Raw genomic sequence first — 20,032 nt, forward strand, 5'->3', positions numbered from 1 at the left:
TCTGTGGGTTCTGCAGATACAGATAACGAGCTGGCAGACATTGCCACGGCCAGTACTGCTTTCGTCCATTTTTTCATTTGCAATTCCAAGTTTAAAATTAGTTGTTCAGACCAAATGGGTTGCTATAACCCAGAGCGTTGCCACTTGCGGTGCTATAGCCAAAGCCTGCATCCGCTCCAATTCCGAGAAGGCTAAACGATAGAGTGATATTGTTGTCGTACAACTCTGGGTCATTAATATTGTTGCGAGTCAGCAGGTATTTGTTATAGCTCAATCCAATTGCCCAACATGCTGATGTGTAGGTAATGCCAAATTGGTTTTCTAACAACAAATCCTGAGTTAAATCGTGGAAGTACTGTCCTTGGACACTCAGATTTTTAGTCAGTGGGAAGCCTGCAACGAGACCAAGTTGCGAGATTCCATCTTCTGTGATCGAATCCAAGTCTTCGTTACCCGTCGTGCTGGCAATATAGTTCTTAGACACGTATCGATAACTTGTCTGAACGAAGGTTTCATCTTTACGATATTCAATAGTTGCGTTTCCAAATTGCATGTTACTGATATTGCTATCGTACTCGACAGAACCTCTAACAAAAAAGTTGTCGAAAAGATTTAACTCACTTTCTACGGCCCATGCTGAGTAGTCAACCAAAGTGCCATTGTTGCTATCCGGTCTGTCCAAGTAATAAATTTGACCAAAAGCGATATTGAATCTCTCTTTAAACCCATCATCAAAGAAACGCGTCGCAGCACCGACCGTGAATTGGTTTGCAGGGTTGATGTAGTCGATACTACTAAATTGATTCGCGCGGAACAGGCCGTAATAGTCCGTCTGCAGTCGCGCCGTGTCGTAACCACCGCCTGCATAATTCACAGGGTTGTAAATACCACTTTGATCGACATCGTGGATATAAAGATATTGAATTTGGGGCTCTAACGTTTGCGTATATGCTTCGTTTAACAGTGTGCCACTTCTTTCAAGCGTAATTGCCGCATGCAGCCTCGCCATTGGCACAACGCGAGACACTGTCTCTTCAAGCTTTTCACCATTAACACCCGTTACGCCTTCAATATTCGATTGGTCGTAATAGGTGTAATACAACTTGCCTTCTGCGGACGCACTGAGCCATGGCAAGTTATATGGCAAAGTGAACGTTGGTGCGAGGTTAACGCGAACAGCATCCGGCTTGGTATTGTCATCTGTTGCGAATTTGCTGACTTGGAAGGGCATTTGGAAGTCAACGCCATAAGCCAAATCAGTGTGGTAATAATTCATCGAAAGCTGGGGCAGCAAGCGATAGACCGAGGTATTCTCGCTTAAAGCCTGGAAGTTTCTTACCGACAGCGTACTGTCCCAATTGAGATCGCGATAAGACACGTCACCCGTTTGCAGCAGGGTATTGTCTTCACGGCTACCTACACGAGAGTCGGTATGGCGAGAAAAGTAACTGATATCGCTAACTTTGCTATAGTCGATATCGTATTTCCAATGGTCCTGTATCCCGTTATGACGCCAGTTAAAGCCCCAACTTTTATCGAACTCGGGATAGAGGCGATCTTCGCCCATGTATTCAACAACCATGGTCCCGATGCCAGCTTTTGTTAAATATCTTGGCTCAAATGACATAAATAAGCCACGATTCGACATGTATTTGGGCGTGATAACCATGTCGGCTTGCGGGTGAATGTTCCAATAAAAAGGTGTTTCAAATTCAATGCCATCGCTGTCGTTCCAGCTGATTGATGGGTATAAGAAGCCCGTCAATCGTCCATCTTCAACGGGAACGCGGAGGTATGGCATGTAGAAGACAGGTGTATCAAGGACTTCAAAGCGTGCGTTGTAGAGATCAGCGAATATATCGCCGTCCTCTTTTTCGATTTTGCCTGCCACAAAGCGCCAACTGTCATCTTTTTCTGGACAGGTGGTGTAGGTGCCGTCTTCCAATTCGTAGAAGGTGGTGCCGTTTTTAAATACGCGCTTGGCTTCACCACGACCCGGTTCACACATCATCTGGTAATTGATGTCTGTGAGTGTGGTGTCCTCGTTGTCGAGGTTGGTTTGAAGCGATTTACCTCTGATGGCAATATCACCGTCGTGGTAATACACGTTACCTTCAGCGGTAACCACGTTTTCAGGCTGGCGAAGAATGGCTTCGTCAGCGCGCACGGTGCGGTGGCCTTGTTTGACAACCACGTCGCCGCGATAAATCGACTTCTCGTTTGCTTTAGCTTCAGCAGAGTCTGCCACAATCGTGATTGGTTGATTGTTTATATCGTCTGATTGTTCGGCCTTGGTCAGACAGCGGTACTCAGGTGCAAGGCAGGTGCCTTTGGGAATTTCCAAGGCATTGGGATTGCCCTGTGTGACACTCGTTTCACCCGCTACCGCTTGGCCGTACAAAGCAAGCCAAATCATAGTGGATAAAAAACTTCTGGCAGTCAGTGACATTAAAACTCAATCCTGTTGTTGGTACGAAGCGCTGGTATACTCTTGCGCTGTGTCCTGGCAAATTTTGCTGAAAAATGTGGGTTATGATAATGCAATTCATCCCAGACAGCACCTGCTTGCTGGCGTAAACGAGAGAAATTAAACAAATAGAGTAAGAAACATGGCAGTTTGGGGAAAAGTGCTGGGGGCATTCTTTGGCTTCCTGCTCGGAAAATGGGTTGGCTTAGCGTTAGGCCTGTTTTTAGGGCATAAGTTCGACAAAGCGCGTCAAAATGCGGCTTTTGGCGGAGGTTTTTTGGGAGGCAATCAGCAAGAAAGACAACAAGCTTACTTTCATGCCACCTTTGCGGTGATGGGACACGTTGCCAAAGCAAAAGGCAAAGTCACTGAAAATGAAATCCGTCTCGCGTCGAATTTGATGGATCGCATGGGCCTTCAAGGCGACGCCCGCCGCGCTGCGCAAGATGCTTTCCGAGAGGGCAAAGAAAGCGCGTTCCCTCTAGAAGAAACACTTCAGGAAGTGCGTAAAAATTGCGGTGGGCGCTCTGATTTACTTCAATTTTTCCTTGAGGTGCAAATTCAGGCTGCATACGCCGATGGCTCAATGCACCCAAGCGAACGCCAAGTGTTATATACCATTGCCGGTGTCTTAGGTTTTTCTCGTCAGCAGTTAGAACAACGGCTGATGATGCAAGAAGCCGCGTTCAAGTTCTACCAGCGACAAGGTGGTTCTGGACAACAGCAGCAATGGCAGGGGGATTTCTCGGGTTCTCGTTTAAAAGATGCGTTCAAAATTTTGGGTGTTGAAGAGGATGCCAGCAGTCAGACGGTGAAACGTGCTTACCGTAAGCTGATGAACGAGCACCACCCGGACAAGCTTGCTGCGAAAGGTCTGCCACCTGAAATGATGGAAATCGCGAAGCAAAAAGCGCAGGAAATACAAGCCGCTTACGATCTGGTGAAAAAAGAAAAGGGCTACAAATAGCCCTCTTATATTTTTCGCAACGTTGTTGAGGCTCAAAGTGTGTTTTGGGCCTCACCGTTCACAAAGGCATTGATATTGTCGACCAGCTGATTGGCCAGTGTTTGAATGCTGGAGTCTGAACCCCACGCGACATGCGGTGTGAGAAGAAGGTTTGGCATGCCAGCATTGGCCAGCAGTGGGTTGGTATTGTCCGCTGGCTCTTGCGTAAACACATCCACACCAGCACCTGCAATCTCACCATCTTTAAGTGCCTTCACTAACGCCTGTTCATCCACTAAGCCACCTCTACCTGTGTTGACCAATATGGCACTGGTTTTCATCGCCTTGAGTTCATCTGTACCAATCAGGTTTTGAGTTTGCGCGTTTAGCGGACAGTGAAGCGTTAGGACATCTGCTTGTTTGAGCACAGCTTCAAACGGAACGTATCCCTCTCTCACCGTGTTTGCGTTTTTGTGCTCGGCGAACAGCACTTTCATGCCGACGGCTTTTGCTAAGTTCGCGACAGCTTGCCCCAAACTGCCACCTCCAATGATGCCGAGTGTCGCACCGGCGATGTCACCAATGGGATGCGTAAAAAAGCAAAATTGATTTTTCTCTTTCCAAACACCGAGTTCAATATCCCTGTGGTAGGCATTCAGGCTGCGACGCAGTGAAAAAGCCATGGCCATCACATGCTCCGGCACGGATTGCGTGGCGTAGCCGCGAATGTTACAGACGGTTAGCGAGTGTTTGTGGCACCAGTCGATATCGACGTTGTTATATCCCGTCGCGGCAATGGCGATGAGTTTGAGATTGGGAAGTGCGGAAAGGATCTCTGGGGATAAAACGACTTTGTTAGTAATAACAATGGTTGCGTCTTTGAGCCGAGCGATAACCTCTTCGGGACGTGTTTCCTGATAGGTGGTCCACTGATGTTCAAAGCTTGGTACTGGGAGAGTGATATGAGCCGGAATCGTGGCTCTATCAAGAAAGACTATCTTTTCCATGGCGGACTTCCTTATTCAACGTCACCCATCGATGATGCCCGTATCCGCGCGATTACACCAGTAAACGCGCTGGAATTTGGTTTTTGGCTTAGTTTGATTGGCCGTGTTGCTCTCTTTTACCTTTCACTTTCTCGGGCGGCATCAGGCTTGCGTCGGCTTCAATACCGCGCTGAACCAAAATGTTGCTGGGTGCGCCAGAATAGAATTCACACGGTGCCGCCAAGTGCATGGGTTCGCCCGTGCCTGGATGGAGAAAGCAAAGCTCTCCCGCATGCAGTTGTAAGCGTGGCGAGTACCTCAATGCTTGAGGATGGGCGTAAAATTCATCGCCAACGATCGGGTGTTCGAGTGCCAACATGTGTACGCGCAGTTGATGGGAGCGGCCCGTGATTGGCAGCAAGCGAACCAGCGTGGTTTTCTTCTCACGTTTCACCACTTCATAGTCAGTGACTGACGGTTTGCCGTGCTCAAAGCATACCATTTGTTTGGGACGGTTAGGCCAGTCGCAAATCAGAGGAAGATCAACGCGACCTTCATCTTGCTCAACGCTGCCCCACACGCGCGCGTAGTAAAGTTTGTGCGTCACACGCTCTCGAAACTGCGCCTTTAAATGACGTTCTGCTTTCTTGTGCTTAGCAAAGACAATCAACCCTGAGGTCGACATATCAAGGCGGTGAACCAGCTCTGCTTCTGGGTACTCACTTTTAATGCGAGACCAGGCACTGTCATAGTGCGCAGGATCGCGGCCTGGATTAGTTAGTAGGCCACTTGGTTTGTTGATCGCAATGATGTCGTCGTCCTGATAAATAACGTCCAACCAAGGTTCCGTTGGTGGGTTGTAGATAAAGTCGCTGCTCATTATTTTGCTCGAAAGTTAGACGGCCGGAAGTGTAGCACGACAACTTTGAAAGGGAAGGGGAAGAAAAAGAAAGGCACCGCCGAAGCAGTGCCTTAAGGACAGGTAAATAGCCTAGTGCTTATATAAGCGAATGCTTATTGGTGGCTCACCACGATAACGCGCAGCGAGTCCAACTGAACCTGAGCTTGACTGATGTAGCGCGAAGTTCGCCCATTTGAGATTCAATCGCTTCCAGTTCGTCATCACGGATATTCGGGTTAACTGCTTTCAGAGCTTGCAGGCGATCCAGCTCTGCACGCAGTTTCGCGGTCATCTCTGCTTCAGCCGTTTCACGGATAGTGATCAGTTGTTTCTCCGCAAACGGTTCAGACAGTTCAATCAAACCGTGAATTTGCTTCTGCACAGAAGATACCAGCTTGCTTGCAAGGTGGCGGTTCACAGGGCTCAGTTGGCGGTGGAAGCTATCAAATTCAACCTGCGCCGCCAAGTCGTTGCCTTTGGCATCCAACAGCACGCGAATTGGGGTTGCTGGTAAGAACTGATGAATTCCCGAGCTCTTTGGTGCTTGTGCATCTGCGACATATACCAGCTCTAGGAACAAGGTGCCGACTGGCAGGGCTTTGTTCTTCAACAGTGATACCGCTGTAGTACCTACATCTTCCGACAGCAGAAGATCGATGCCACCTTGAATCATTGGGTGTTCCCAGCTGATGAAATGCAGATCTTCACGTGACAGCGCAGTATTACGGTCAAACGTGATGGTACAGCCTTCGTAAGGGAGACCAGGGTAGCTCGATACCAGCATGTGCTCTGAAGGTGTCACGACAATGGCGTTTTCGCCTTTGTCGTCTTGGTTCAGGCCGACGGTGTCGAACAAACCCAAAGCAAAGGTAACAAGGTTCGTGTCACCGTCCAGTGAACGGATGGTTTCAGCCAGTGCCTTGGCGTCATCGCCGCCGTTTGAATGCATTTCTAGAAGACGGTCACGGCCTTTCTCCAGCTCAGCCTTCAAGCGGTGGTGCATTTCTGCACTGGTTTCAATCAAGGTGTCTAGCGACTCGTCGATGCTACCTTTTGCCAGCAGTTGCAGAAGATCGTCTTGCACATGTTCGAAGATAGAGCGGCCTGTTGGGCAGGTTTCTTCAAACGCATTTAGCCTTCGTTGTACCAACGTGCCAGCAGTGCTTGAGAAGTGCCTTGCATGAACGGAACATGAATTTCGATATCACGCTTTTGACCAATACGGTCAAGACGACCGATACGCTGCTCAAGCAGGTCTGGGTTCATCGGTAAATCGAACATCACCAGTTGATTCGCGAACTGGAAGTTACGACCTTCAGAGCCGATTTCAGAACAAATCAGCACCTGCGCACCCGCTTCTTCTTGTGCAAAGTAAGCAGCGGCTTTATCGCGCTCAAGAATCGACATGCCCTCGTGGAACACTGTGCACGGATGCCTTCACGCTCACGCAGTGCTTGCTCAAGTGCCAGTGCAGTTTGAGCGCGAGAACAGATAACCAGCACTTTTTCCTGACGGTTTGATTTCAGCAGATCTAGCAGCCAGTCGATACGTGGGTCAAAGCCCCACCAGCTCGCGTTTTCGCCTTCAAACTGTTGGTAGATATCCTCTGGGTACAGCCACTGAACCGCTTTTTGTTCGATGCTTTGATTACCGCCGCCCATGATGCCAGCTACACGCATTGCTGTTTGATACTGCGAAGCAATGCCAGCGGGTACAGGTTCAGGTGACGCTGAGGGAAACCTTGAATCGCCGCGCGGGTGTTACGGAACAGTACGCGACCCGTGCCGTGACGGTCCATCAGGTTGTCAATCAGTTCATGGCGAGCATCACGACGTTGTTCTTCGTCCACATCGTCGGCTTCTACGATGCGCAGCAACGGCTCTACGTCTTGCTCAGACAAGAGTTCAGTGATGCTGTTCTTCGCGTCGTTGCTAAGCTTTTCGTTCGACAGCAGTTGGCTAACCGCATCAGCAACAGGTTCATATTGCTGCTCTTCTTCGACAAACGCTTGGTAGTCGTAGAAACGGTCTGGGTCGAGCAGGCGCAAACGAGCGAAGTGACTTTCGCGGCCAAGCTGCTCTGGCGTTGCCGTAAGCAGCAGCACGCCCGGGGTGTTCTCAGCAATGCCTTCAATAACTTGGTATTCGCGGCTGACTTTGTCTTCGCTCCACTCTAGGTGGTGCGCTTCGTCCACGACCAATAGGTCCCACTCGCCTTCTGCCGCTTGTTCTGCGCGCTTGCGGCTCTTGCGTAGGAAGTCCAGAGAACACAGTACCAGCTGCGCGGTATCAAATGGATTATCTGCATCGGCAAACGCTTCAACACAACGCTCTTCGTCAAAAATGGAGAAATGCAAATTGAATCGACGAAGCATCTCTACCAGCCATTGGTGTTGCAGGGTTTCTGGTACCACAACCAGCACGCGTGATGCACGACCAGACAGCACCTGCTGGTGGATGATCATGCCCGCTTCGATGGTTTTACCCAGACCGACTTCGTCCGCCAACAATACGCGAGGTGCGTGGCGGCGACCGACTTCGTGCGCGATAAACAGCTGATGAGGGATAAGGCCTGCACGCATGCCACAAAGACCACGCATAGGGCTCTTGTGTTGCTCGTATTGGTTTTTCAGCGCACGGTAACGCAGCGCGAAACGGTCCATACGGTCAATTTGACCTGCGAACAGCTTGTCTTGAGGTTTGTTAAAACGAATTTGGTGACTTAGCAGGATTTCACGCAGGACAACGTTCTCTTCGCCGGTGTCGGTACGCTGACCCACGTAGGTCAGAATGCCATTGTCTTCTTCAACGCGTTCAACGGTCAGAAACCAACCTTCATGGCTTTCAATGGTGTCACCCGCATTAAACATGACTCGAGTGATCGGCGCATCGTTACGCGCATACAAGCGGTTTTCTTCGCTGGCAGGAAACATCAGGGTAACTGTACGCGCGTCGAGGGCAACAACAGTTCCCAGACCTAAATCGCTTTCAGTATCGCTGATCCAACGTTGTCCGAGGGCGTATGACATAAAGGGAGAAACCTCTGGTTAAAGCTGACACAAATTGGAAATAAGCCGTGTGGCTTGTAGGGCAATTGCCCTTGCGTGCCTATCCGAGAACTACAGTGTAGGTCATCATGAGCACGGAGAAAATGGTTGCCAATGGTACTTGAAGATGTGAACGCGGTCACGGTCAAAGTAGGAAAAATGGCAGATGTAACATATGGGTAACAAATTAATGAAAATGTGGAGTAGACAACACGTTAAGACTGAAATTTGTCTTAGGATTAAGAAAGAAGCCCGATAGCTGTGTCGCATAGCCAAATGGCACAGTCATCAGGCGACGTGGGGAAACTCACTCAGCCTAAGCAACCAAGGAGGTGCCTATGGGCGATGCCGAACGGAAATTCTTTGTGCTGGACACTAACATCCTGCTTCATGAACCTTTCGCCATCTATTCCTTTCAAGAACACGACGTGGTCATTCCAATGACCGTCCTCGAAGAACTCGACCGAATCAAAGACAGCAAACGTGATGTTGCTCGCGATGCCCGTGTTGCTATCCGTGCGCTGGAAGATATCTTCAAAGATGCAACGCCTGATCAGATCTCCGAAGGCATTGTCGTCGGCAAAGAAGGTAACACCGGAACGGTATCCATCCTTGCTGACTTCGAAATTAAAGAAACCGTGCAGGCATTTGCGGATAAAGCGGGCGACAACCGCATCCTCAATGCTGTGCTTTACCTACAGGCAAAACGCTCGCCGCGTATGGTGGTGTTGGTCACCAAAGACATCAACATGCGTCTGAGAGCAAAAGGTGCCGGTGTTCGCTACGTAGAAGACTACCGCACCGACCAGTTGATTGACGATGTCAGTCTGTTGACCAAAGGCTTTCAGGTCTTTGAAGGCAGTTTCTGGGATCAAGTCGGTCAAGTGGAGTCGCAAAACAGTGGACGTACAACGCTTCACACTATGCCTCGAGACATGATTGAAAACACCTTTGTGAACCAATACATTCTTGATGAAAGTGATGAATTTGCAGGGCGTGTTGTTGGCCTTGAAGCCGATAAACTTCATCTGAAAGACATCAGTCGTGAACGCTTGATGCATCGCGAAGCTTGGGGAGTGCGACCAAAAAATATTTATCAGGGCATGGCAATGGATGCGTTACTGGATCCCCATGTCGACCTCGTCATCCTTACCGGTCCTGCTGGCTGTGGTAAAACCATCCTAGCGATGGCTGCCGCTTTGGAGCAGGTGGTGGAAAAAGGGATGTACGATAAAATCATCGTTACCCGAAATACACCGGAAATCGCAGAGTCCATCGGCTTCTTACCGGGTACGGAAGAAGAGAAGATGCTGCCTTGGCTGGGTGCGGTAACGGATACCTTGGAGGCGCTACACAAGAACGATGAGTGTGCAGATGGCTCTATGCGTTACATCATGGATAAAGCCAACCTGCAATTTAAGTCCATTAACTTTATGCGCGGTCGCTCGATTCAAAATGCGTTTGTGATTTTGGATGAGTGTCAGAACCTAACCGCGTCCCAGTTAAAAACCATTATCACGCGTTGTGGCGAAGGAACGAAAATTGTTTGTTCCGGTAACCTTGCGCAGATAGACAGTCCTTACCTGACACCTGTAACGTCGGGCCTGACGTACATTGTAGAAAGATTTAAGAACTTTGAAGGCAGTGCGTGTGTGTACCTTAATGGGGTCGTGCGTAGCCGCCTCGCAGAGTTTGCTGAAGAGAACCTCTAACAGGAACCGTAAGGAAAAGGGCAGCCGTTTGGCTGCCCTTTTGTGTTTATGCCCAACGCCTTTCAATCACGTTTGCATCGATATCTATGTTATTGAACATATTATTGGGTTTGTTTGCACGCATACGAGTCGTGGCAATCGTCACTAAGGTTTCGCCGTCTTCGCCATCGTAAGGGTAGCAGGCAATGCCTTCGCTGAATTTGACCGGGATGTTTTGCTGGTCGATGTGCAATGGGCTCAACTGCAGCACCTTTTGAAGCTGCTTGATACGCTTCAATGCTTGGCTGCTTTCCGTTAAATCGAACAACACACCAAACTCACCGCCACCCAAACGTGCAACCACAGTGCTGCCACTAAATTGCAGACGAACCAGTTTTGCCAGATGTCTCAGTGCCATATCACCAACATCCTGACCAAAGCTTTCATTGATTTGTTTGAGGCTATCGATATCAAGCACAGCCACCACATACGGCGATGGGGAGAAACGCTTTTCAGCCAGTAAGTTGTAAAACTGATGGCGTGTCTTGGCACCGGTGAGCGCATCGCTTTGTACGGCACATTCCAAACGTTCTTCCGAAGATTTCAAAGCCTCAACGGCAGATTTCAGCTCTTCCGTGCGACTTTTCAGCAGCTTACGGTAGAAGAACAAGCCCACCACCATCAACACCATAAAGCTGACCAAGATAGTCAGTTGTGCGTGCTTGTTCAGCCAAGGTAGCGCGTAATGCAGTTTGTTTTGCGGCAGCCACTTGTCGTAGATTGCTTTAACGTCATCTAAGTCAATCTTATCCAGACCGTTTTCGATGCTAGCAAGGCTGTCGTGGGAGTCTTTGTTCACCGCAAAGTGAAGTGGAAAAGAGTAAAGCTTGCGGCGAGCAGTAAATTCACCCGAGTTTCCGGTGTGGCGCATGTCATAGAGCGCGGTGCTCAAGTCATCGATAAACACATCGACGTCACCACGATACGCAGCGTCATTGAGCGAGCCAAAGGTCGGGAAAAGCTTAATGTTTTCTTCTGGCATGCGAGACATCAAAAAGGCGTGCTTGGTGCTGTCTTTTACCGTGCCAACAACCGCAGAGTCCAAAAGGTGAAGATCGTCAAAAGGCAGGTCTTTCTGGACAAAGAGGCTAACGTTGTAGTGACGCAGCGGGAGCTCACGAGAAAAGGACAGTGTTTTCGCTCTTGAGCCTGTATAGCCTAAACCGCCATGAACCACATTTTTAGTGTTCGCGACGTATTGAAGCGACTCGCTCCAAGGCAACAGATTAAATTCGATATCAAGGTTGTTTACCTTGGCGTAGAGGCGCCAATAATCAACCATAATGCCATCAGCTTCACCATCTCTATTGATAAAAGAGAACGGCTGCCAAGTGGAGGATCCCGTCACGATCAAAGGCTTGGATTCTGCCATTGATGAGATGGGAAATAGATAAGATAGCAACGTCAGTGAGATTGCGGCGAACTGGCGGGCGCTTGGCATAAATTTAAAACTCGATGGACCAACCTGTCTAGATTCTCTGTCGTGGATTATACGCAAGCGGCAGGGTTCTGGGAAATGGAAAAGTGGTTTTTTGTCAATGTCTTGATCTGTGTTAATTTGCAACCATTATCGCAAATTCGCGTACTTCAATTTGATTGAAGCACGCGAATGTTGGAGCTAGTTAGAAAAGTTCGACATCGTCTTCTGGGACAAGGGATTGCAACTCGCCCGCAGCAATCAAATCTTCATAGAAGGCAACTTGATTGCGACCGTTCTGCTTCGCTTTGTAAAGTGCTTGGTCTGCAAAGCCCAGTACTGTGATGGCGTTGAGTTCTTGATCGTTAATCGAGGCAGCACCCATGGAGATTGATACGTCTTTCGCTTGCCCATAATCACGCTCGTTTACGCTCTTAATGAAGCTGCGAATCGTTTTCTCCATGTCCTCACGCGGTTGAGGATGCATGATGACGACGAACTCATCGCCGCCGTAGCGGAAGAGAATATCCTCTTCATCGAAGGCTTGTTTCATCAGCGCGGTGATAAGCAAAATCACTTCGTCCCCGAATACGTGGCCAAGGGCGTCATTGATCTGTTTGAAATGATCTATATCGAAAATGCACACCCAATGGTGATGGCTTGGGTCATCTGTGATGCTGCTACCTTGGATCAAGAAACGATCGAGCAGCAAATCAATCTTAGTCGTCAGGACTTTGCGGTTGTAGAGACCTGTTAAGCCATCTCGTTCACTGGCAGAGATGATCTTCTGATAGTTCTCGTAGACTTTTGCCAACCCTTCAATGAGTTGTACTTCATCGCCCTTGAGCTGATCGGTTTTACAGAACACGACACCGTGGATTTCTTCTTTCTCGCCGTAGCGAATAGGCACGGCAAGCAAGGATTGGTTTTCAGCTTTACTGAATTCAACGACATTTTCGCCGGTTGCGATGCAATCACGCAAAATTCGCTCAATGGCATCTTTCTCTTCTTCATAGAGAAAAATGTCAGAGCAGGCGACAACCAGAAACTCGGGAGACGTCTCTGGGTTGTAGTCCAACACCAAAACCTGATTCGCCGGCGTAAGTTGAAGAACCGTTGTTATCAGGCTTTCAGAAATGGTATCGGACTCCGTTTGCGCAGTAATGTCTACCACTGAGTCCAGCACATCGATACTGGTTACAGTCACAATCGCATCTCTCTTTTGATATGAATGTCTTAAAAACAAGTATAGATGCGGTTGATTGATGCGCAATGTTTGACCAAGGCGCGAGTTTTATCTCTATGAAAGATAAGCGTTTATCTTTTCGTTTTTGACGCTAAGTTCTGAAATATCAATATGATGAGCAACTCGTCCTTGGTCGATGATTAGCACCTTGTCGGCAATGGCGACGGCATCTTCTGGATGGTGGGTCACCATTAAGATGGTGGTGCCAAATTGCGTTGCCAGCAGCTTCACCTGAGACAGCATGTCTTTGCGCAGCGAGGGATCCAATGCCGAGAACGGCTCATCCAGCAAAAGAAGAGGGCGTTCTCTGACCAAACATCTTGCTAGGGCAACGCGCTGCTTTTGGCCACCAGAGAGCTGGCCTGGGAGTCGGTCAAGGTAAGTATCCAAACCCACAGCGGCAGCCGCTTTTTGGATACGCTGCTTATCTTCGCTTGTCAGTGAAAGGCGAGGGCTGATACCCAGCGCAATATTGTCAAACGCCGTTAAGTGGCTGAAGAGGTTATGCTCTTGAAAAAGCACAGACAGTGGCCTTTCGTGAGCAGGCTTTTGGGTGAAGTCTTCGTCATCAAACAATACCTTGCCGCCACTCGGCGGTAACAGACCGCAGAGCAGCGTCAGAAGTGTGCTCTTTCCTGCTCCGCTTGGCCCTAAAATCGCGGTAATTGATCCCGCTTCTGCCATGAAAGAAAAAGACAGTGCCTCAGTTTGGTACTGATAGGACAACTCACTGACGTTAAGCATGACGTTTCCTCGAGATAAACGCTTCAATAAGGGCATAGCTGCCAAGCTTAATCCAAACAGCACCAGAGATGCTGCTGCGCCTGCTTCCATTTGGTAACTGCCAACGAGATGGAACAGGTATAAAGGCAGAGTTTGAAAATCTTGACTGCCTACCAGCGCAATCGCACCTAAGTCTCCGGTAGATAACACGAAACTGATGGCAAGTGCTCGACCGATTGGTGCGCGAAGAGCACGCCATTCAATAAGACGGAGTCGATTCAGCCCTTTTATACCTAAGCTGTTGCACAAGCTTTGATATTGCTGAGCAAGCTGAAAAGCGGGTTGGCTGAGCACTTTCACTATATACGGCAAAGCCATCAGGGTATTTACTGTCAGCACCAACCAATAGGGTGAGCTAAAGACATCAACGTGCTCTCGCAACATCAAAAAGAAGCCTGTGCCCAGTACGACACTTGGGACAACAAGCACTAAGGACGCTGTCATTTCGATGCCATCTGCACGGCGGGATTTGCCAGACAAGCGCCAAAAGCGACTGGTAAGGACAATCGTACTGCCAAGTGCAAACGCGCACATCGCCGTGCCTGCCGCGATCTTGATGGAATTTAAGGTTGCCGACCAAAGCGCAGGTTGGGTGAGAACGTCAAAGGCTTTGGGATTTAGACCACTTAACACCACAGACGCGAGCGGTGGCAGCACAAGAAGCAAAGCGGCACCAATCCAAAATCCATCCCACATCTTTTCTGGCGTGCTATCGAGCTTCATTGGCAGTGTGATATGGCTGTCTTTGCCTTGTTGAGAAATCGGGCGTGTGAAACGCTGAGCGACGAGATGAAACAAGCCGCAAAGCAGCAACTGCCACAGCGCGAGAATGGCACCAGTTTGCAAGTCAAAGTCGAAACGAATGGCTTGGTAAATTGCCAATTCAATTGTGGTCGCGCCGGGGCCGCCACCCAGAGCCATGACGGTGGCAAAACTGGTGAAACACAGCATAAACACCAGCCAATGGCGTGTGGCAATTGCTGACGCATGAAGGGCCATTCGAGCAATCGAAACTTGTGCCAGCCATGCATACCGAGTTGATAGGCGAGGCGTTGTTGATCGCTTGGGATCTGATCCAATGCCTGAACCAGAAGCTGAACGGAAAACGGCAGATTAAAGAAAACGTGGGCGAGCAGAATACCGGAAAGCCCGTAGATGCTGACATTCCAAGAAAGCCCGAAGATGGGCAGCCAATCAGCGAGCAAGCCGCTTTTGCCATAAATCGCCAGTATGCCGAACACGCCGACCAAAACCGGCAGCACGAGCGTCATGGAAAACAGGCGAAGCAATAGTTTCTTGCCGGGAAACTCGCGGCGTGACAGTGCATGGGCAACAGGAATCGCCAAGCCAACGGACAGCAGAGTAGACAGAAAGGCCTGCTTGATACTGAACAGCGTGACGTGTTGAAGATAAGGGTCTTGCCAAAGCGACCAGACATCGAGCGTCGGTGCTTGTGTTACCAAGGAAAATAAAGCGGCGCTAATGAGCACCGCTACCAATGCGGCCGAGATAACACCCGGCCATGTGCGAGAAGGGTTCAGCACGTTTTTTCTATCACTCAGAAAAGATTACTTCACCAGTGCCGATTGCCATTCACGGATCCAAGTGCGGCGGTTGTCTGCCACTTTCTCTGGAGTGAATTGCAAGCTCTTGGTTGGCACTGACAGGGTTTCAAAGCCTTGAGGCAGAGTAATGTCTGTCACTGGGTACATCCACTGACCTGTTGGAACCGCATTTTGAAAACCATCGCTTAAGATGAACTGCATGAATTCATCAGCGAGTTTTTGATTGTCAGAGTTTTTCACCTTTGCGGCCACTTCTACTTGCAGGTAATGACCTTCTTCAAAATTTGCGCTGGTGTAGTTTGGGTTATTTTCCGCAATCAAATGGTAAGCCGGCGACGTGGTGTAAGAAAGCACCATGTCGGATTCGCCGTTCAAGAACATGCTGTAGGCTTCTGACCAGCCTTTCGTTACGGTAACAGTTTTCTTCGCAAGTTGTTGCCATGCGTTAGCGACATCATCGCCATAGACCGACTTCATCCAAAGCATCAGACCTTGGCCTGGCGTTGAAGTGCGCGGGTCTTGGTAGATCACCGAGATGTCATCACGAGATTCAACCAGCTCTTTCAGGCTTTTCGGCGGGTTTTCCAGTTTGGTTTTGTCGTAAACAAAAGCGAAATAGCCAAAGTCATAAGGCACGAACGTTTGGTTGTCCCAGCCATCCGGCAGGGTCACGGTTTTGGTATCAACATTGTGGGTTGTTAATAAGCCTGTTTTTTCTGCTTCTGCCATCAAGTTGGTATCGAGACCCAAAATGACGTCCGCTTTGCTGTTTTTCCCTTCAAGGCGCAGGCGGTTCAAAATGGTCACGCCATCTTCCAGCGCAACAAGGTTTAAGGTGCAACCGCACTGCTCTTCAAAGGCTTTTTTTACGGCAGGACCCGGGCCCCAATCAGCGGCAAAAGAGTCATAGGTGTAGACAGTTAGCGTGTCTTTTTCGTCAGCCATCGCGGGACCGGCCATGGTCATCGCTACCATCAAAGCTGAAAGGGAATATTTCATTCGAGCCTCACGTCAATGTGTGGCGAGGTTGAGGGTTGTCAGCAGAGGATCTGAGACATCTCATTCCTACGCCAGCATTATCTGGATCAGGTTTATGGGTTTAGCGTTCGCATTCTCAGCCGACGATGTCAGCACCCCACGAGATGACAGTATTGTAAACTAAAGGTTGTGATAGAGATAGCAAAGGGCACGTGCGTGCCCTTTGTGACTTGGAATATGGCGGTCTTTTTTATGGCTGGTTCAAGTCCCAGTCGTAATCGTACTTAATCTTGCCACTCCAGCCTTCAAGCTTTTGCCCGTCTCGAAATACATCGATAGCCTTCAAAACGGCTTGCTCGTTGTTGCCAAAATCGACGCCATACCATTCGTAGATTGATGACAATGTCAGGGTGTTACCGTCAATTTTTGCGCCTTTATCACTGTTAGTGAACTGTTTGGCGGCTTCATTAAGAAGCTCTTCGGTGTTTTCACCCGTAAAGGCGGTTTGTGCGAGGTTAGGGCAGCCGAGGCTGGCACAGTTCACTGCGTAATGGATGCGCTCGTCATTCCAAATCGGACGCAAAATGCGGTGCTCAATGTCATTGAGAGTGAGTTTCTTACCCGCAATACGCGTCACGTCATCATCCCAAGGACCGAAGCTTAAAAAGCCGCCGAGCTTGGTGATGGACTTGACCGGATATTCATCGAGGATCAGCTGAACCGTGAGGGCATTGTAAAGGTTAACCCAATAAGCAAACTGCTCGTCCTTGCTGTAATTTCTAGGATCCAACGACGTCAGGTCGACGATGTATTGGTCCAACAAGGCTTTGTCTGATGGCGTGACAGCACTGTAGTTAAAAAGGTTATGCTGACCTTTAACAACCACGTATTTATCGAGGATCTGTTGCCATTTTTGATGATCAAAGCTTGCCGCATTTGCTTCGTTGCTTTGGTTCCACATCGGCCACAAATCGCTTTTTGGCGCGGCAAATGCTTGGCTAGCAAGCAGCATCAAGGCAACAAAAACCGAAATGCCAAACGGTAAAGGCTTACGCATGGTGTTTTCCCTAATAAAGTCTCTCTACACAAAGACCCGACATTGTGAGATTTACTTTCTGCCTGAGTAGGTTTCAATCAGCCGAGCCCAGTTGCGACTTTTTGTTTCGTAGTCCTCGACGCAGAACGCATCTCTTTCCATGTCTTTCAGTTCGACATCGAGGATGTCTTTGTATTTATTTGGGTTGCTGCCGTAAATAAGGCACAGCGAGGCGGCGTAACGCTGCGCATCCAGACTATGCTCATCCCAAAAATCGCTTTGCTCAAAATAGTCTGTATCCAAATCTTCAAGGGCGAATAAATCGGTGGCAATAAAGGCAGCGTCGTCATCTTTAAAATCGTTCAAAAGCAGCACGGTGGCGAAGTTGTCGACCGCGTCTTCTTCCTTGCCGACGATCGGAATGTCCCAGCTATAGATGTATGCGTGACCATATTCGTGCAGCAGAGTATGAAGTAGCGCAAACTGCGTCGCTTGCTCGGGTGTTACGCCTTCAAGTGCGGGCTCTGCTGCCGCATAACGGCCATAAACTTCTTTTAAAAACTGATAGGGAATATGGATGGTGAAGGTCTCTGGATCAAACAAGGGGCCATCTTGGTCATCAAAGCGGATCGTCAGCTTGTCCTCGATGCGAAGATTCTGATTAGCAAATTTCACCATTTCAGTCGCGATCGGTTTTGCTAACTGCTGCCATTGTTTGTCATCACCAGTTGCCGAATCCATGTGAAGTTGCGTCGTGGCGTGAACGGTGAGCGAGAAGGTGAAAAAGAAAAACGAAACAAAAGCGCGCATGACAGATACCTTAAACCAATAAACCCGACTTCAAGATAGAAAAAACCGACCACAAGGGTCGGTTTTAACAATAAAAATCAGCGATCACGCAAGGAATGCTGGGATCTTACTTTCGTACTCCGCGATCTTGTCTTCATGCTGAAGCGTCAAGCCGATACTGTCCAAGCCATTCAGCAAACAGTGGCGACGGAATTCATCAATCTCGAACGAGTAAGACTTGTCGCCTGCGGTCACGGTTTGTGCTTCCAGATCCAGTGCGATCTCTGCGCCTTCATTGGCGTCAACAAACGTAAACAGCTCATCGACTTCTGCTTCAGTCAGGCGTACTGGCACCATTTGGTTGTTGATGGAGTTGCCGTAGAAAATGTCCGCAAAGCTTGGCGCGATCATCACTTTAAAGCCGTAATCTGCCAGTGCCCATGGCGCGTGCTCACGCGATGAACCACAACCGAAGTTTTCACGGGCAAGCAGCACGCTCGCGCCTTTGTAGCGTGGGTGGTTCAGGACGAACTCTGGGTTGTCTTGCTGACCTGCGTCATCCAGAAAACGCCAATCGTGGAACAGGTGCTTACCAAAGCCCACGCGGGTGACTTTCTGCAAAAACTGCTTAGGGATAATGGCATCGGTATCGACGTTTGCTGCATCCAGCGGTGCCACCAAGCCTTTGTGTTGTTTAATTCCTGACATGGTGACTCCTTATAAGCTGTTTACGTCAACGAAGTGACCGGCAACGGCTGCAGCTGCAGCCATGGCTGGACTCACCAAGTGCGTGCGACCTTCACGACCCTGACGGCCTTCAAAGTTACGGTTACTGGTGGATGCGCAGCGCTCTTTTGGCCCCAAACGATCGTTGTTCATCGCTAGACACATAGAGCAGCCCGGCAAACGCCATTCAAAGCCTGCTTCGATAAAGATCTTGTCCAGACCTTCTTGTTCTGCCTGTGCTTTTACTTGCTCAGATCCCGGCACAACCAGCGCCTGAACGCCAGAAGCCACTTTACGACCCTTGGCGATAGCGGCTGCTGCGCGCATGTCTTCGATGCGTGAGTTGGTGCAAGAGCCAATAAAGACTTTGTCGATGGTGATGTCTGTGATTTTCTGGCCCGCTTCGATGCCCATGTATTTCAGCGCGCGTTCGGCTGAGTGGCGCTCGATAGGGTCGCTGAAGCTTTCTGGTGCCGGTACGACATCGTTCACGCCCACAACCTGACCTGGGTTGGTGCCCCATGTCACTTGGTTGCTGATGTCTTTCGCTTCCAGTGTCACCACTGCATCAAAGTTTGCGCCTTCATCGGTCTTCAGCGTTTTCCAGTAAGCAACCGCCGCATCCCAATCTTCGCCTTTTGGCGCAAACTTGCGGCCTTCAAGGTAATCAAAGGTTGTTTGGTCTGGTGCAACAAGGCCTGCTTTGGCACCCAGCTCGATGGCCATGTTACATACCGTCATACGGCCTTCCATGGTCAGATCTTCGATGGCCTGACCGCAGAACTCAACTACGTAACCTGTACCGCCTGCGTGACCGACTTTGCCGATGATCGCAAGCACGATGTCTTTCGCAGTCACACCTTCAGCAACCTTGCCTTTGACCTCAATTTTCATGGTCTTAGCACGACCTTGTTTGAGGGTTTGAGTCGCCAGTACGTGCTCAACTTCCGAGGTACCGATACCAAACGCCAACGCACCAAACGCGCCATGCGTTGCTGTGTGTGAGTCGCCACAGACAATGGTAGTGCCAGGCAGGGTGATGCCCAGCTCAGGCCCCATGACGTGCACGATGCCTTGGAAAGGGTGGTTGATGTCATACAGGGTGACACCAAACTCTTCACAGTTCTTTGCCAGTGTTTCCATCTGAATCTTGGCCATCTCGCCAGAAGCGTTGATGTCCTTGGTTTCCGTGGAAACGTTGTGATCCATGGTGGCGAAGGTTTTGCAGACCTGACGAACAGGTCTGCCATTTTGACGCAAGCCGTCAAAGGCTTGCGGAGACGTTACTTCGTGCACCAAGTGGCGGTCGATATACAGCAGCGGGGTTTCGCCCGGTGCTTCAACCACCACATGGGCGTCGTAGACTTTTTCGTATAATGTTTTTGCCGACATTGC

13 protein-coding genes, 2 pseudogenes and 1 riboswitch are annotated in these 20,032 nt (G+C 49.5%); of the genes and pseudogenes, 2 read left to right on the forward strand and 13 right to left on the reverse strand.

What is annotated here, in order from left to right; all coding sequences use genetic code 11:
- Positions 1–97: 97 nt before the first annotated feature.
- A complete protein-coding gene (gene lptD / locus ATN88_RS20805; RefSeq protein ID WP_067419526.1) occupies positions 98–2,449 on the reverse strand; it encodes an LPS assembly protein LptD in 2,352 nt (783 codons plus the stop codon).
- A gap of 160 nt (positions 2,450–2,609) precedes the next feature.
- On the opposite strand from lptD, the gene djlA reads away from it, so the two are divergent.
- Entirely contained in the window at positions 2,610–3,434 is an 825-nt protein-coding gene (gene djlA / locus ATN88_RS20810) for a co-chaperone DjlA (protein WP_067419527.1), read from the forward strand.
- A 32-nt stretch (positions 3,435–3,466) separates the two neighbouring features.
- Here djlA and ATN88_RS20815 read toward each other — a convergent pair whose 3' ends face one another.
- From ATN88_RS20815 to rapA, 3 genes and pseudogenes are all read right to left on the reverse strand, one after another.
- A complete protein-coding gene (locus ATN88_RS20815) occupies positions 3,467–4,420 on the reverse strand; it encodes a D-2-hydroxyacid dehydrogenase (protein WP_067419528.1) in 954 nt (317 codons plus the stop codon).
- Between the two features lie 88 nt (positions 4,421–4,508).
- Complete coding sequence (gene rluA, locus ATN88_RS20820) at positions 4,509–5,279, reverse strand: bifunctional tRNA pseudouridine(32) synthase/23S rRNA pseudouridine(746) synthase RluA (RefSeq protein WP_067419529.1); 771 nt, start codon at positions 5,277–5,279, stop codon at positions 4,509–4,511.
- Positions 5,280–5,413: 134 nt separating this feature from the next.
- Positions 5,414–8,328 (reverse strand): annotated as a pseudogene (rapA, locus tag ATN88_RS20825) (RNA polymerase-associated protein RapA).
- A 356-nt stretch (positions 8,329–8,684) separates the two neighbouring features.
- Between rapA and ATN88_RS20830 the strand changes: the two are divergent.
- A complete protein-coding gene (locus tag ATN88_RS20830) occupies positions 8,685–10,058 on the forward strand; it encodes a PhoH family protein (protein WP_067419530.1) in 1,374 nt (457 codons plus the stop codon).
- 46 nt (positions 10,059–10,104) lie between these two features.
- Here ATN88_RS20830 and ATN88_RS20835 read toward each other — a convergent pair whose 3' ends face one another.
- The 9 genes and pseudogenes from ATN88_RS20835 to leuC form a co-directional block, all read right to left on the reverse strand.
- Positions 10,105–11,538: a transporter substrate-binding domain-containing diguanylate cyclase gene (locus tag ATN88_RS20835; RefSeq protein WP_067419531.1), complete on the reverse strand. Its 1,434-nt coding sequence runs from the start codon at positions 11,536–11,538 to the stop codon at positions 10,105–10,107.
- 181 nt (positions 11,539–11,719) lie between these two features.
- Entirely contained in the window at positions 11,720–12,721 is a 1,002-nt protein-coding gene (locus ATN88_RS20840) for a GGDEF domain-containing protein (protein WP_067419532.1), read from the reverse strand.
- 93 nt (positions 12,722–12,814) lie between these two features.
- Positions 12,815–13,504, reverse strand: coding sequence for a thiamine ABC transporter ATP-binding protein (gene thiQ / locus ATN88_RS25670; protein ID WP_083539552.1), 690 nt, complete (start codon positions 13,502–13,504; stop codon positions 12,815–12,817).
- Positions 13,497–15,087: pseudogene (gene thiP / locus ATN88_RS20845) on the reverse strand (thiamine/thiamine pyrophosphate ABC transporter permease). Before thiP ends, thiQ begins: the two are co-directional and overlap by 8 nt.
- 24 nt (positions 15,088–15,111) lie before the next feature.
- Positions 15,112–16,107, reverse strand: a complete 996-nt coding sequence (gene thiB, locus ATN88_RS20850) for a thiamine ABC transporter substrate binding subunit (RefSeq protein WP_067419533.1) — start codon at positions 16,105–16,107, stop codon at positions 15,112–15,114.
- A gap of 46 nt (positions 16,108–16,153) precedes the next feature.
- Positions 16,154–16,256, reverse strand: a riboswitch (TPP riboswitch).
- 80 nt (positions 16,257–16,336) lie between these two features.
- Positions 16,337–17,143, reverse strand: coding sequence for a DUF547 domain-containing protein (locus ATN88_RS20855; RefSeq protein ID WP_067419534.1), 807 nt, complete (start codon positions 17,141–17,143; stop codon positions 16,337–16,339).
- Positions 17,144–17,194: 51 nt separating this feature from the next.
- Positions 17,195–17,932, reverse strand: a complete 738-nt coding sequence (locus tag ATN88_RS20860) for a DUF4344 domain-containing metallopeptidase (protein ID WP_067419535.1) — start codon at positions 17,930–17,932, stop codon at positions 17,195–17,197.
- An 84-nt stretch (positions 17,933–18,016) separates the two neighbouring features.
- On the reverse strand, positions 18,017–18,619 hold the full coding sequence (leuD, locus tag ATN88_RS20865; protein ID WP_067419536.1) for a 3-isopropylmalate dehydratase small subunit: 603 nt from the start codon (positions 18,617–18,619) through the stop codon (positions 18,017–18,019).
- Between the two features lie 9 nt (positions 18,620–18,628).
- The gene (gene leuC, locus ATN88_RS20870; RefSeq protein WP_067419537.1) at positions 18,629–20,029 is read right to left on the reverse strand and encodes a 3-isopropylmalate dehydratase large subunit; all 1,401 of its coding nucleotides are present in this window, start codon (positions 20,027–20,029) and stop codon (positions 18,629–18,631) included.
- Between the last annotated feature and the right edge of the window lie 3 nt (positions 20,030–20,032).

The sequence above is a fragment of the Enterovibrio coralii genome (assembly GCF_001559595.1).
Lineage (GTDB): Bacteria > Pseudomonadota > Gammaproteobacteria > Enterobacterales > Vibrionaceae > Enterovibrio > Enterovibrio coralii.

Excerpts from the sequence above, each read along its gene's own strand:
- rluA (WP_067419529.1), bottom strand. The coding sequence starts at position 5,279 with ATGAGCAGCGACTTTATCTACAACCCACCAACGGAACCTTGGTTGGAC.
- ATN88_RS20830 (WP_067419530.1), top strand. The coding sequence starts at position 8,685 with ATGGGCGATGCCGAACGGAAATTCTTTGTGCTGGACACTAACATCCTG.
- ATN88_RS20815 (WP_067419528.1), bottom strand. The coding sequence starts at position 4,420 with ATGGAAAAGATAGTCTTTCTTGATAGAGCCACGATTCCGGCTCATATC.
- ATN88_RS20835 (WP_067419531.1), bottom strand. The coding sequence starts at position 11,538 with ATGCCAAGCGCCCGCCAGTTCGCCGCAATCTCACTGACGTTGCTATCT.
- thiB (WP_067419533.1), bottom strand. The coding sequence starts at position 16,107 with ATGAAATATTCCCTTTCAGCTTTGATGGTAGCGATGACCATGGCCGGT.
- leuD (WP_067419536.1), bottom strand. The coding sequence starts at position 18,619 with ATGTCAGGAATTAAACAACACAAAGGCTTGGTGGCACCGCTGGATGCA.
- ATN88_RS20855 (WP_067419534.1), bottom strand. The coding sequence starts at position 17,143 with ATGCGTAAGCCTTTACCGTTTGGCATTTCGGTTTTTGTTGCCTTGATG.
- lptD (WP_067419526.1), bottom strand. The coding sequence starts at position 2,449 with ATGTCACTGACTGCCAGAAGTTTTTTATCCACTATGATTTGGCTTGCT.
- thiQ (WP_083539552.1), bottom strand. The coding sequence starts at position 13,504 with ATGCTTAACGTCAGTGAGTTGTCCTATCAGTACCAAACTGAGGCACTG.
- ATN88_RS20860 (WP_067419535.1), bottom strand. The coding sequence starts at position 17,932 with ATGCGCGCTTTTGTTTCGTTTTTCTTTTTCACCTTCTCGCTCACCGTT.
- djlA (WP_067419527.1), top strand. The coding sequence starts at position 2,610 with ATGGCAGTTTGGGGAAAAGTGCTGGGGGCATTCTTTGGCTTCCTGCTC.
- leuC (WP_067419537.1), bottom strand. The coding sequence starts at position 20,029 with ATGTCGGCAAAAACATTATACGAAAAAGTCTACGACGCCCATGTGGTG.